Source organism: Bacillus sp. JZ105, assembly GCF_053903125.1.
The window spans coordinates 1,368,976-1,382,242 of the sequence record NZ_CP096387.1 but is presented as its reverse complement, the minus strand read 5'-3'; the positions used below and the strand labels follow the sequence as shown (position 1 = coordinate 1,382,242).

The 13,267-nt window shown below is 39.0% G+C and carries 12 protein-coding genes and 1 pseudogene; 6 read left to right on the top strand and 7 right to left on the bottom strand.

Features of this window, described 5'->3' with window-relative positions:
- The first annotated feature begins 66 nt into the window (after positions 1-66).
- Together M1D81_RS07015 and M1D81_RS07010 are read left to right on the top strand one after the other, a co-directional pair.
- Positions 67-1,344, top strand: coding sequence for an MFS transporter (locus M1D81_RS07015; protein WP_456265197.1), 1,278 nt, complete (start codon positions 67-69; stop codon positions 1,342-1,344).
- 259 nt (positions 1,345-1,603) lie between these two features.
- Entirely contained in the window at positions 1,604-1,819 is a 216-nt protein-coding gene (locus M1D81_RS07010) for a hypothetical protein (RefSeq protein WP_024424712.1), read from the top strand.
- A gap of 129 nt (positions 1,820-1,948) precedes the next feature.
- Here M1D81_RS07010 and M1D81_RS07005 read toward each other — a convergent pair.
- A pseudogene (locus M1D81_RS07005) lies at positions 1,949-2,852 on the bottom strand (DMT family transporter).
- Positions 2,853-2,965: 113 nt separating this feature from the next.
- Here M1D81_RS07005 and M1D81_RS07000 point away from each other — a divergent pair.
- Positions 2,966-3,883 carry an AraC family transcriptional regulator gene (locus M1D81_RS07000; protein ID WP_456265198.1) on the top strand — a complete coding sequence of 306 codons (918 nt, stop codon included), beginning with the start codon at positions 2,966-2,968 and terminating at the stop codon, positions 3,881-3,883.
- A 127-nt stretch (positions 3,884-4,010) separates the two neighbouring features.
- Here M1D81_RS07000 and M1D81_RS06995 read toward each other — a convergent pair whose 3' ends face one another.
- The gene (locus M1D81_RS06995) at positions 4,011-4,187 is read right to left on the bottom strand and encodes a hypothetical protein (RefSeq protein WP_456265199.1); all 177 of its coding nucleotides are present in this window, start codon (positions 4,185-4,187) and stop codon (positions 4,011-4,013) included.
- Between the two features lie 512 nt (positions 4,188-4,699).
- On the opposite strand from M1D81_RS06995, the gene M1D81_RS06990 reads away from it, so the two are divergent.
- Positions 4,700-5,161: a YkyB family protein gene (locus M1D81_RS06990; RefSeq protein ID WP_456265200.1), complete on the top strand. Its 462-nt coding sequence runs from the start codon at positions 4,700-4,702 to the stop codon at positions 5,159-5,161.
- A gap of 234 nt (positions 5,162-5,395) precedes the next feature.
- On the opposite strand, the gene M1D81_RS06985 is transcribed toward M1D81_RS06990, so the two are convergent.
- The 3 genes from M1D81_RS06985 to M1D81_RS06975 form a co-directional block, all read right to left on the bottom strand.
- Positions 5,396-6,304 carry a chemotaxis protein gene (locus M1D81_RS06985; protein WP_024424709.1) on the bottom strand — a complete coding sequence of 303 codons (909 nt, stop codon included), beginning with the start codon at positions 6,302-6,304 and terminating at the stop codon, positions 5,396-5,398.
- A 73-nt stretch (positions 6,305-6,377) separates the two neighbouring features.
- Positions 6,378-7,688 carry an MFS transporter gene (locus tag M1D81_RS06980; RefSeq protein WP_456265201.1) on the bottom strand — a complete coding sequence of 437 codons (1,311 nt, stop codon included), beginning with the start codon at positions 7,686-7,688 and terminating at the stop codon, positions 6,378-6,380.
- Between the two features lie 286 nt (positions 7,689-7,974).
- Complete coding sequence (locus tag M1D81_RS06975) at positions 7,975-8,514, bottom strand: RDD family protein (protein WP_456265202.1); 540 nt, start codon at positions 8,512-8,514, stop codon at positions 7,975-7,977.
- 301 nt (positions 8,515-8,815) lie between these two features.
- On the opposite strand from M1D81_RS06975, the gene M1D81_RS06970 reads away from it, so the two are divergent.
- Positions 8,816-8,968: a hypothetical protein gene (locus M1D81_RS06970; RefSeq protein ID WP_456265203.1), complete on the top strand. Its 153-nt coding sequence runs from the start codon at positions 8,816-8,818 to the stop codon at positions 8,966-8,968.
- Between the two features lie 64 nt (positions 8,969-9,032).
- On the opposite strand, the gene M1D81_RS06965 is transcribed toward M1D81_RS06970, so the two are convergent.
- Entirely contained in the window at positions 9,033-9,917 is an 885-nt protein-coding gene (locus M1D81_RS06965; protein WP_456265204.1) for a cation diffusion facilitator family transporter, read from the bottom strand.
- A gap of 293 nt (positions 9,918-10,210) precedes the next feature.
- On the opposite strand from M1D81_RS06965, the gene M1D81_RS06960 reads away from it, so the two are divergent.
- On the top strand, positions 10,211-11,380 hold the full coding sequence (locus M1D81_RS06960; protein WP_456265205.1) for an aminotransferase A: 1,170 nt from the start codon (positions 10,211-10,213) through the stop codon (positions 11,378-11,380).
- Positions 11,381-11,405: 25 nt separating this feature from the next.
- Here M1D81_RS06960 and M1D81_RS06955 read toward each other — a convergent pair whose 3' ends face one another.
- Positions 11,406-13,235, bottom strand: a complete 1,830-nt coding sequence (locus M1D81_RS06955; protein ID WP_456265206.1) for a PAS domain-containing protein — start codon at positions 13,233-13,235, stop codon at positions 11,406-11,408.
- Positions 13,236-13,267: the final 32 nt, after the last annotated feature.

Genomic DNA, 13,267 nt, shown 5'->3' with positions numbered 1-13,267 from the left:
CAATTGTACGAATGGTTAAAATTTTATATGATATAAAGTGGGATCTTCAGGTTAAGGAGCGTATTTATGGATATTTTTAAAAACAGAAATTTTGTTCGTCTCTTTTTTGCAGCATTTGCTTCGCAAATGGGGACAACAGTAGGCAATATGGCGTTTGCCTTTTATTTGCTCGACCATTTTAGTCATCAGCCCGCATACGCCACATTGGCTGAGCTTATGTATTCTCTTCCTACCATCTTTGTCTTTTTTATGGTCGGTGTGGTCGCAGACCGTTTTGATCGTAAAAAAGTCGCAGAGAATTGTGATTGGATACGAGCTGGGCTGACGATTGTATTATTCATCGTTATTTATTTTAATTCACTGCCGCTTATTTTCTTGATCTTGTTTATTCGAAGTGCCATTACGAAATTCTTCTACCCAGCTGAAGCTTCTCTCGTTCAGGCCATTTTAAATAAAGATCAATATGCAAAAGCCGCCGGCTTAAATCAAATGCTGTTTAGTTTATTCATGGTATTTGGCGTTGGACTCGGTGCCATTATGTATAAAACGATTGGCCTTCACGGTGCCATTACAATTGATTTAATCAGCTTTATTATTTCAGGTATCCTGATTCGTTCATGTAACATTCCAATTGAAGCGCGTCAGCCAAATGGACAAGCCGGCTGGAGAGGCATGACCATCAAAACGTCTCTGAAAGATTTTAAAGAAGGCATACTATATATTTTAAAAAATAAATTATTGGCTTCTTTAATTTTTGGCTTTTTTGTTTTCGGTTTAGTCAATGGCGCATTTGCCGTTCTTCCGATGTTTACAATGAAATATGGACTTTCACCGGACCATTTTGAACTGCATACATCCTTCTTTACAATTGCGATCGGTGCAGGACTGCTCGTTGGAAGCTTAATGGGCTCTGTCCTCGCTAAGAAGGTAAAGATGCAATATCTCATGTCGATTCCAATTCTGGTCGCAGGTATTTTGATTTTTGTCCTTGGTTCTACCCATACATTATGGTTATTTTATGTCACATCATTTGTCATTGGTACATGCATTGGCCCAGTCAACATTGTCATTGGCGGCTGGCTGCCTAAAATCGTCCACCCTCGCCTGATGGGCCGTGTGTCAGGATGGGTTGATCCGCTCACTATGTTTGCTCAATCGATGACATTAGGTCTGATTGCTGTATTATTCCCAAAACTCATCACAAATGTTTCTTATATTTATTACGGAATGGGCTTTATTATTTTACTCGTTTTCCTTTTTTACTTCATTACACTGCCAAAGTTCAGCAGAGAAGCTGCCGACTTAGACGTGCAGCGTGAACTAAAGGGTCAGGGAGTTCAATAAGTAAATAGCAAAAAGGACTTTCTTTTCGGGAAAGTCCTTTTTGCATGGCTGAAACATCCTTCATGTCATTTCCTCTGCCCATAGAATCTGCTTGAAGCAGGCATAAATAAATTACATATACCTCGCTTTACTAACCCCTCCATCCATTTAGCACCTCTCTTTTTGTTTTGTTGATCCATTTTTTCTTGCTTTTCACAATAAAATTCCTTTACATCATTAAACATTTTATAGTAGGATAATCAGGTTGGAGGTGAAAGAAATGCTAAAAAGTTACTATTTTATTCATACAAAAAATGAACAGGGACAGTTTGTTGTACATACAGAAGATTGTGCATTTTTAGGTGATGCTGCAAGCCGTACATTGATTGGCATGCATATGAATGGGGAAAGCGCCATGGGCGAAGCTAAACAAATGACGAATGAAACGGACTTTAATGGTTGTTTTTATTGCGCTTATTCTATTCATACAAAATAATTCATCTGCTTACATCATATAAAAAAATATCATTTGAGAAACTACCCATTTTAATAAATAGGTAGTTATCATGAACTAATAGTTCACTTTATTTATATTTCATTCAGTCAATTCTTCTTATCATTCCTTCTATTGTTCAATTTTCGGCTGATACAATGCCAAAAATAAAATCATATAGACAATGCAAGCTGTCCCTATCCATTGGAAAAGTCAGAATGGCTCTTTTAACCAGAAAACAGTCGTGACGACTGCTGCAAGGGGCTCAACACTGCCAATGAAGCTTGACTCTTTTGGTGATAAGTATTGCAAACTTTCTATTATAAAACCAAAAAGCGATCATTGTTCCAAATATGACCACAAATAATAAATAGACATACGCTTCAAAAGGTAAATGAGTGAGATTGACCTTCCATGGAGGATGGATCAAGCTAAGGGCACCTCCTCCTATCAGCATCGCCCAGCCGACAACCACTAGAGAGTCGAATTGTTTTAACAGGCTGATTGGATATAACGTATAAAACGAGAGCGCCACAGCCGATAATATTCCCCACATCACTGCCGCAAATGGAACGGTTAATGTTGAAATAGAACCATTCGTCAATAAGAAAAACATACCCGCTAAAGCCAATACCACTGTGACCAGATCTCTTCTAGTGAAGGTTGATTGCCTGCGAATGACCAAATACACGATAATCATAACAGGGGCTGTATACTGCAGCAGCGTTGCCACAGCAGCATTTCCATGTTGAATGGATGCCATATAAGTATATTGAACAGCCAGCATCCCCATTAGCCCAAATAGAATGACTTGCATCGCTGTCCTCTTCTTTTGCCACACACCGATCAGATGTGTTTTTTCTTTTGTCATCACATGAACCAATAAAAGCAATCCTCCTGAAATGAGCAGCCGGACCGTCACAAGCCAATTGACATCAATCCGATATTGCTGAAACAATTTTTGTGAAATCGTTCCTCCTACTCCCCAGCAGATAGCGCCTATGAGTACAAGTAAAATGCCCTTTCTCCTATTCATTTTCATTCTCCTCAATTCTCAACAAATCATGATAATATAGTTGATAGTAGTTCACTTTGTTACATATTGATATATTAATTGAACATAAAAATAAAAGAATATTGAGGAGAATTATGCACAACCATCATTTTCTAATTGACTACAACCTGAAAGAATTAACAGAGCATTCCACGACAACATGGCCCATTGCTCTTTATCATACGAAGATTCGTCATCATAGAAGCGGCTATATTCCTCTTCACTGGCATGACGAGTTTCAATTTGTCTTTATTTTAGAGGGTGAGGCTGAATTTCATATCAATGAAGAGACATTATATGTAAAGCAAGGAGATGGCATTTTCATCAATAGTGGGTGCCTGCACATGGCAAAAGATGCGAATGGGACGGCATGTACTTATGTTTGTTTAAATGTCTCTCCCTCTTTCATCACAGCGAATGAATTATTCACCACTTTTGTCCATCCTTATATGCATGCGAGCCAGACACCTTATATTTTACTCAACCAAAAAGATCACTGGCCTAAACATATTTATCAATGTATTCAAACCATTCAACAATTAATTGATGAAACTCCAGTCTATTATGAACTTGAACTCAATATTCAGCTCATCACCATTTGGAAAAGCTTATTACAAAATGGCTTCCAAATGAAACATGATGCGCGTCAACACGATAAAAATGAACGGATGAAACACATGCTGAATTGGATTCATCAGCATTATCACGAAAAGGTCCTTCTCCAAGATATTGCTCGTGCAGGGCAGCTTAGCCGCTCAGAATGCTGCAGATCCTTCAAGGACATTTTAAAGAAATCACCTATGCATTATGTAAATGAATATAGAATTCAGCAAAGCCTCATCCTGCTTCAAGAAACGGATTTCACTATCACAGAAATCGCCTACAAAGTAGGCTTCAACAGCACAAGCTATTTTATCAATTTGTTTAAAAGAATAAAAAATACGACACCTTTAGCATATAGAAAATTAAAACAGCTGGATCTTCTCCAGATAAAACAGGTAGAGGAAAACTGATGACAGATAGCGTGTTTGCTAAAATGAAGAAGATGTTTTAGACCCATCATAAATAATTATTGAAAATACAAGCAATGAGAATGGCATAATTTTCAATGCCCTCGACGAATGCAGACTAGGGCATTTCTTATGGCTGTTTTTGTTCTTTTAGTTTCTTGAAAATCACAAATTGATATACTCCAAATAATACGGTTAGGATCATAATTGCTGTAAATAATTGATCGACTGGAAGCAAGAAATATACGACAATAAAAGATAAAAGCAAAACAAAATAACCTATATTGAACGCTTTTTTGATTGTCATGATTTTACCTCCTTTTTACAATCATATCACGTTTTAACCAACCGTATAACCAAGTTTCTCCAGTTAAAGCCCCTATCCATTTATGGACAAAAGCTTTACTTGTTTTCACGCTTTTCGAGACTGTTCCTCTGACATCTCCTTTATGCTGTCAATCTGTTATCGATAACCTCAATCTAAAAAATTTACCATTCACAGTTTACGACTTACTCATGCGACTATACTGATAAGCAAAAGAATAGTGCAGACCTTCTAAGAAATAACCTTCAAATGATTAATAACTTATATACTTACTATAAAATCAACAGAAATAGAATCAGTTGAAGTTTTTGAAGAGGCGTGAATTTATAAATTTTGGGGAAGTTAGGAAGGATTCGAACACACAAATTTTTTAACCCTCCCTAATTCCTTTATACCAAAGGTTTTCTTTTTACAATAACTCTATTTGCAATTTACTAATAAAAACGTATAATTTATACTAAGCACAGGAAGACGAAAGACAAAGGAGAGAAAAAATGGACGATTATGCTCATACTAAAGACATAGAACCTACAGCAGAAAACATCGCAAAAGCCATTTATACTGTTAACCGCCATGCTAAAACCGCACCAAACCCCAAGTTTCTTTATCTTTTGAAAAAACGCGCGCTGCAAAAACTATTGCAAGAAGGTAAAGGAAGAAAAGTCGGCCTACATTTCTCTAACAATCCCAAGTATAGTCAACAACAGTCCGACGTGCTGATTGAAATTGGAGATTATTATTTTCACCTGCCACCAACGAAAGAAGACTTCGAATTTTTGCCACACTTAGGAAATTTAAATCAATCATATCGCAATCCGAAAGCGAATATGTCATTAAACCGAGCAAAGCAAATACTTCAAACGTATGTCGGTTTAAAAGAAAAACCTGCCGCCACAAGACAAAAATCACATTACACAAAGCCTGTTTTCAAACGACTCGGGGAAAGTTATTTTTAAACAGAAAAAAACCACTCATACCGAGTGGTTTCAGACTGTTGACAAAGGGCTAAAATGATCTTGATTTTAGCCCTTTGTCTTCTTTTCAGCGTGATAGAAAACCTTTGCAGTCTAGGAAGGACGAGCATCGGAGCGGAGCGAATTTGACATTCGTGAGCACCGAAGCGCAGAACTGACAAAGAATGCGAGGGTTTGTCTACACGCTGAAACCACTCATACCGAGTGGTTTTTTGTTTAGATAATAAAATGATCGACTTTTTCAATCAGCTGATGAATTTCTGGTTTACTGATTTGATCATCTGCCCCGATCGTTTCCCCTTTATGACGCAAATCTTCAGTAATTAACGAAGAGAAAATAAGAATCGGAATGGAATTTGTTAAAGGATTGTCCTTCAGTAGTTTTGTTAGCCTGTGGCCATCCATTTTAGGCATTTCAATATCCGTAATAATCATATCAATTTCTTCTGTGACACTGATTCCTTTGCTGACAAGGTCCATGACATGATCATATGCCTGTTTGCCATCTTCAAAGGTCACAATGTTTTTATAGCCTGCTTCGGTTAATTCATTTGTTAATAAACGCATGAGAAGCGGAGAATCTTCAACGACATACAGCTTCTTCCCTGTTCTCCTCTCGTCTTTCTCACCGTCAAACATATGATACGTATCAACACCAGAAGCGGATTCAATATCATAAATGATTTTTTCGTAATCTGGAAGGAAAATCATTTTTTCATCAAGCTTAATGATGCCCGTTAAATGACGGTCCATCCCTTGATTGAGTGCAGTCGGCTTCTCAATCTCTTCCCAGCTGACGCGGTGAATTTGTGATACCGTTCCTGTATGGAACACAAATTTCCGTTGGTTGAATTCAGTCACAATATATTTCTCTTGTTCTGACTGATCTGACTCGACATTAAAAAAGGAAAATAGATTGATGACTGGTAAAATCTCGCCTCGTAAACTAATCATCCCTTCTACATCTTGGTGAGAGTGCGGGACAACCGTCACCTCAACCGGCTGAATGATTTCTCTTACTTTCATGACATTAATGCCAAATTGATTTGCACCAATTTCAAACTTCACAATTTCCAATTCATTGGTACCAGAGTCAAGTAAAATTTCTTGTTTGTTTAAAGCCACGGAAATCCCTCTATTCTTCAGTATAAGATTGTACTTTTTATATCGGCAGCATAGGTGAAAAGTTGACGTTTCTTTATGCTTTCTCTCGAACGAATTGATGAATCACAAGTCCTATCGCTGCAAGGATGAGCAAAGACCCTAGTGCAAGGCGGCTTGCGAGATTTCCGTGCTCTGCAAACAGCAGGGTAATTGAGCCATAAATGATCGGCCCGATAATGGAAGATACCTTCCCTGAGAATGCAAAGAGGCCAAAAAACTGTCCTCGCTTTTCCTTCGGTGTCAGTTCAATAATCAAGATTCGTGATGCCCCCCAGCTTGCGCCAAGTGAAATCCCGAATAAACTGCCCGCTATCCAGAAGACCCATTCGGTTGCCGCTGTCACAGCCAGAATCAGCGCAGCAATCAAAATGACATACACAACTGTAATCGATCGCTTTGCCCCTATCTCTTTTGTGATATATCCAAACAGAAAGGAGCCAATGACACTTGAAATGGTCGACACAAGATAGAGCAAAATAAATTGTCCAGCTGTAAAGCCAATGATGATTTTGGCATAAACAGCCATCATCGCAATCGCTGTTTGTAAAGCATCATTCATAAAAAAGAAAGCAATCATAAAGATAAAAGCTGGCTTGTACTTTTTCATCTCTTTAAACGTGTGAACAATCTCTTTATACCCGCTGAAAAAAGACGCCTTTTTCTCTTGCTGAGGCAGCGGATGAGGATCTTTTACAAAAAAGAGAAAGGGTAGAAAAAAGAGAAGAAATAAAAGGGCTGTCGGAATAAATGCTTCATGAAACTGGTCATTGCCGACAAGTAAATAAACAGAGAGGCCGACAAGTGTTCCTAAATAGCCAACGGCGATACCAAATCCTGAAATAAGCGGGATTTCATCTTTTGTCCCAAGATCGGGCAAAATGGTGTCATAAAAAACAAGACTAGAATGATAAAAAAACTTTGCGATCACAAACAAGGTGACCACGACTAATAAAGAAACAGGCAGCCCAAACCATTCACTTGAGAAATCAATCCCAGCAAAAATCCCCATCATCAACGTACAAGCAATACATATGAACGTAAACACCGTAATGTAGCGTTTCTTTTTCCCTGTACGATCAATCAGCACTCCGTATAAAGGTGTAAAAATGACGAGAAAAAAGCTGGCTAGTGCGTTTGCATAAGAAATAAAGGTGCTGGCGATCTGGTCCATTCTCGCACTGTCCCCGATCGTTTCCTGCAAGTAAAATGGGAAGAAAATGGTGATCATATTTGATGAAAAGATCGTATTTGCAAAATCATACAACGCCCAGGCCAGCACAGGTGCTGTCAAAAACAACCCAAAGCCTGCCCCTTTTTTCTGTGCGGTCTTTTTTCCTGTTCTCAATCGATTGTCTCCCTTCCCTGCCTCATTTTTCACTATCATTCTATTTTATGTGCTGTTTCCCTCTTCCATACAAGCGATCTATGAAAAAAAGGCACGGGACTGACCCCCGTTTTTGAGACAGGGATCAAAACACTTTTATACAGCCAATTGCTGATTCTTGTCCCCATAGAAAAAACACCTCCATGTTTTATTTCGGATGACAACGATCCGTTTTCAAACTTGAAGGTGTTTTTTATTTGTCTCACTTTATGGGGTCAGTCCCCATATAGCAGAGGTACTTTTTTCATTATTTCTTCACAACAATGGTACTTGCAATCAAATCGTGAAGTGCTTGTTTTTTTTCTGTGAAAAAGGCAATGATGTAGCCAATACATAAGATTGGAGACAAAAAGCCTTTTGCAAAAAAGCGGCCTGTCGCGCGCCCGAATGTTATTTTTTCACCCGTTGCTTTTGTCACTTTGATTCCAAGAGCCATCTTGCCAAGAGTTCCTTGCAGCTTTGATGATTCCATGATCGCATAATACAGCCAAGTCACCGCGATACCGACTAAGATCGTTACGCCATAGAAAAAGAGAAGGCCCATAATGACTGCCCATTCTTCATCCGTAATCACCGTTGAAGAATAGTAATAGCTATCATCATACATTAAAAATGCCGCCTCAGGGCTTGAGACAAAAAAGAGTGTTGCCAGAATAAATACAATGAATGAAAATGGTACACTAATAATGATACCGTCCAAAAGGTGTGCAAGAAAACGATAGCCTACACCTGCTAGCTCAGGATGTTTCTTCTCTTGAATGTGTGGTTCTGTTATGTTGGTTTCCATCCTATTTCTCCTTTATTATGTATGTTTTCTATAAATTTCTTATAATCATTCGTTATTATATCTTATGAATATAGCAAGATCAATGCAGCTTTACACTTTTACATATATTTTAGATCAGTTTGATCTACACGATTTATATGAATAAACACTGAAAATTTGTGAAAATCATGGCACTTCTAGTTCTTTTCCCCCCTGATTTTTTAACATTTTGTGATATTTTCGTCTTGTTTCCATTCTTCTGTTGACAATGATTCTTCAAATGGTACAATAGTCAAGGATTTTTTAAAGAAAGGTGTTCATGATGGGAACTGTCGTATTATTAAAGAACAACGAAATGACTGTAATTGAAGATATGTGCGAAGCTGATTTTTTAGATATGAAGCATGGTTTGTCAAATGATGACACAGCTTATATCTCTTGGTATGAAGACTACGATACTGCTTATGGATATTGATTTCATTTTATAGATGAAGCGTAAAAAAAGGCGATACAACCTGAGAATAGGTTGATCGCCTTTTTTACGTTTGTGCGCTTCTTTCACTTTCAGGTTCCACATGAATAAAGATTTGTGCATGCGGAAATGCCAGCTGAATCTTCTCTTCAATTCGATCACATAATTGGTGTACATCTTCAATCGTTGTCTTTCCATCTACAATCAAATGAAAATCAATATATTCCTCGGCGCCAGACCGCCTTGTTCGAAAGTCATGATATTCAATAAATTCTTGACTAAATCCTTGAATGATCGCTTCGATTGCTTGTTCTTCCTCTGGTGTTAACCGAGCATCAACAAGCGGCGGGAAGGCTTCCTTCATGAGTTTAAACGCTTCACGCATAATAAAGAGGGCCAGAATCATTCCAATGATCGGATCTAAGAAATACCAGTCGGTTAATGCCACAAGCAATAAACTAAATGCCACCCCTAATGACGTAAACACATCCGTTAAAAGATGCAGTGCATTTGATTTCATGGCGACTGAATGTACTCGCTGAGCCTCTTTGTTTACAGCCCTCGATACAACAAAATTGATGAGCGCGCCTAGCAGCATGACCACAATGCCAAGCACAGGCAGCTTGACTGGCTCTGGATGCATTAATTTGTGAACACATTCGTATATAATCCAAATGCCAGCAACGAAAATCAGCAAGGTCTCAATCGTTCCAGAAATATTTTCGACTTTTCCATGTCCATAAGGATGTTTAGAATCTGCTGGCTTTCTTGAAATACGAACAGAAATAAATGCAATAAACGACGCCATTAAATCGAGAAACGAATGAATGGCTTCTGATAAAACCGCAACAGATCCGGTTAATAGACCCACAATGATTTTTAAGATGACAACAAATGTGTTGCTCAGCACGGATAGAAACGCGATTTTCGATGTCTTCGCTGATTGTTCCATCTATCGTCCTCCTTTAGGAGATCGTATGTCTATGAAAGCAATTCCCATGACCCTGATTCTCACGTTCTTTCAGTTTACGCAGTTTTGCCGTTTTCTAATCATCTTCATCACAGCCTGTATTTTCTCTTGAGGTTACGCTATAATAAATGTTGCTCTTTCTTCAATATATCACTCATGCGGTGATGGATAGGAGAATAGACTACATATAACGATATCCAGTGCCTTTCGCAGGTGACATTTATGCAGTGAATGGTAAAATAGGATAAAAACATAAATTTTTAAGGTGATGAGAAATGGAGCATTTGCTGAATCCAAGAGTAAAGGATATTGAAATTTCAGGCATTCGAACATTTTCAAATCTCGTATCGTCATATGAAGATGTCGTTTCATTGACGATAGGCCAGCCCGATTTTTATACGCCGCATCATGTCAAAACAGCTGCCAAAGCAGCCATTGACGAGAATTTCACCTCATACACTCACAATGCTGGTTTCCTAGAGCTAAGACAAGCAATCCAGCATTATATCAAGAAGAAAGTGAATCTTGATTATGAGGCAGAGTCAGAAATCATTGTGACGACAGGTGCAAGCCAAGCCATTGATGCTGCGTTTCGAACCATTTTAACAGAAGGCGACGAGGTCATTTTACCTGGACCTGTATACCCCGGATATGAACCGATCATTCGAATGTGCGGTGCCATGCCCGTACATATTGACACAACGAATGCCGGCTTTAAATTGAATGCCAAGCTGATTGAGGATGCGCTAACGGAAAAGACAAAGTGTGTGGTTCTTCCTTACCCTTCAAACCCGACTGGTGTCACGCTTTCAGAAGAAGAATTGAAAGAAATTGCCCAGCTCCTTGAAGGAAAAGACATCTTTATTTTATCCGATGAAATCTACAGCGAGCTGACATTTGACCGGCCGCATCATTCAATTGCCTCTTTCTTAAAAGAACAGACCATTGTCATCAATGGACTGTCTAAATCTCATAGCATGACTGGATGGAGAATTGGATTTTTATTTGCTTCAGCTCCGATTGCTAAACATGTATTAAAAGTACATCAATATAACGTGTCTTGTGCCTCGGCTGTCTCACAAAAGGCGGCACTTGAAGCTGTGACAAATGGTGTGGATGATGCACTGATCATGAGAGAGCAATATAAGAAAAGACTCGATTATGTATATGATCGGCTCATTTCTATGGGGCTTCCGGTAATTAAACCTTCTGGCGCTTTTTATATTTTTCCATCCATTGAATCGTTTGGGATGAGTTCCTTTGATTTTTGCATGGAGCTGTTAGAAAGTACAAGACTTGCGGTCGTACCAGGCTCTGCTTTCTCTCCACTCGGTGAAGGGTATGTGCGCCTGTCTTATGCTTATTCACTTGAAACGCTGAAAGAAGGACTTGACCGGCTAGAACAATTTGTACTCGAAAAACGTTCCATTCATTCGCTAGATTGAAACAACGGCTCTCTTGCCGTTGTTTTTATTTGGCAGGAAACATGATGTGAAATACGGTGCCCTTTTCAGGATGACTATCCACACGGATCGTCCCGTTATGATTTTCTAAAATATTAAATGTGACCATGAGGCCAAGTCCGGTTCCTTTTTCCTTTGTGGTTAAAAAGGGCTCTCCAATCCGCTTCATCACCGATTCAGGAATGCCGACCCCTTCATCACGAATGGTGACAAGTATTCCATCACCTTCTGCTTTGGCTGTGATGTCTACCTTTCCTCCGTCCGGCATGGATTCTACGGCATTTTTAATTAAATTGATAAACACTTGCTTGAGCTGATTTTGATCTCCGTTCATCAGGAGACCCTCCTCTATCTCACTTGTGTTCATTAAAATGCCATTTAAGTTCGCTTGTGTTTCTAACAAGGCTGTGACTTCGCTGATGATTTTTTTCAAATCAAGCGTCTGCATTGAGGACGTTTGCTGCGGTTTCGCCAGCATTAGCAGCTCACTCAAGATAATTTCTATTCGGCTCAGCTCAGAGAAAACAATCTCGAAGTATTGATCGCGATCTTTTGTTTTCGGTTTAATGAGCTGTAAAAAGCCTTTGATGGCGGTCAATGGGTTTCTGATTTCATGTGCAATGCCAGCCGCCAATTGACCTGCAATCGATAATTTTTCTGAGCGGAGCATGAGCTCTTCTGTCTGTTTACGTTCGGAGATATCTCTTAAAATAATTTGAACCGCTGTTTCTCCAAAGAATGTAGTTGGGATACAGACCATTTCTGTATAAATCAGCTTATGTTTAAACGTATGACAGCTCATCGTGACAATCTCGGAATCTGATGCTCTTTCAATAATACGAGATAAACTCTTTTTGACCTTCTGCTGATCACAGGAATGAATTTGATGAAAGATATCCTTTCCTATTAATTTATCGTAATGCTCGGCTTCAAATAATTTAATGCCAGATTCATTCATAAACACCCATTTGTGATCATGGATGACCGCAATCGTATCAATGGAATTTTGAATGAGCAGCTGATACCTCTCCCGGCTTTTTTGAAGAACGGTTTGAAATTTTTTACGGGATGAGATGTCCACTAGCAGTAAAAGCTCTGCCCGCTGATTTTGATAAATCGTCGGTGATGACTTTACCTCAATATGAATACTACTTCCATCTTGACGCTTCCATATCTGTTCAATCATTCCGACTGGAAGTCCTTGCTGCAGCCTTGTTATTCGGCTTCTGACAATGTCATGGTACTCTTCAGCAATAAAATCAAACGCGGACTTGCCGATCATGTCATCTCTTGCACTTACCCCCATTAATTGCAGCATTGCATCATTCGCATACACAATTTTCCCTAAAGTCGTAATACATAACGGATTTGGCAGCATGGCAATCAATTGTTCAGCTTCACCGACATTTTGGAAAGCCGGCAGACTGCCCAGCGACTGTTCTGCTGCTTTTGATGTTGTTTGAAATGCTGCTTTTTGGGGCTCAGTATCCAGCACCCTCATTTTCAGGATCATTTCTCTACTTACTTCGTTGTCTAACCCATCACAAGCAACAAAATCAATGCTTGCTTCGATCCATACAGCTGTCAGATCACTTCTTAGCAGTCTAAAGTGGCAAACCTCTAGCATGTGCTGATTGTAAAAATAACTTTCGACGAGAAATTGATCTTCGGTATGAACAAAGTCTTTCAAAAAACACCCTAGAAAATCCTTTTGTTCATAGAGCAAAAGCTGCTTACAGTTGGAAGAAATGTAGAGAAAGCGGCCATTAGAAGAAAGAACGGCATGTAAATCGATGTTCGAATACAATTGATTCGAATCTTTCATTTGTTGTTCCATCGTCGTCCGACCCTCCTTTTCATTTTTTAGGG

Excerpts from the sequence above, each read along its gene's own strand:
- M1D81_RS06965 (WP_456265204.1), bottom strand. The coding sequence starts at position 9,917 with ATGGAACAATCAGCGAAGACATCGAAAATCGCGTTTCTATCCGTGCTG.
- M1D81_RS06975 (WP_456265202.1), bottom strand. The coding sequence starts at position 8,514 with ATGGAAACCAACATAACAGAACCACACATTCAAGAGAAGAAACATCCT.
- M1D81_RS06960 (WP_456265205.1), top strand. The coding sequence starts at position 10,211 with ATGGAGCATTTGCTGAATCCAAGAGTAAAGGATATTGAAATTTCAGGC.
- M1D81_RS06995 (WP_456265199.1), bottom strand. The coding sequence starts at position 4,187 with ATGACAATCAAAAAAGCGTTCAATATAGGTTATTTTGTTTTGCTTTTA.
- M1D81_RS06970 (WP_456265203.1), top strand. The coding sequence starts at position 8,816 with ATGGGAACTGTCGTATTATTAAAGAACAACGAAATGACTGTAATTGAA.
- M1D81_RS07000 (WP_456265198.1), top strand. The coding sequence starts at position 2,966 with ATGCACAACCATCATTTTCTAATTGACTACAACCTGAAAGAATTAACA.
- M1D81_RS06990 (WP_456265200.1), top strand. The coding sequence starts at position 4,700 with ATGGACGATTATGCTCATACTAAAGACATAGAACCTACAGCAGAAAAC.
- M1D81_RS07015 (WP_456265197.1), top strand. The coding sequence starts at position 67 with ATGGATATTTTTAAAAACAGAAATTTTGTTCGTCTCTTTTTTGCAGCA.
- M1D81_RS07010 (WP_024424712.1), top strand. The coding sequence starts at position 1,604 with ATGCTAAAAAGTTACTATTTTATTCATACAAAAAATGAACAGGGACAG.
- M1D81_RS06955 (WP_456265206.1), bottom strand. The coding sequence starts at position 13,235 with ATGGAACAACAAATGAAAGATTCGAATCAATTGTATTCGAACATCGAT.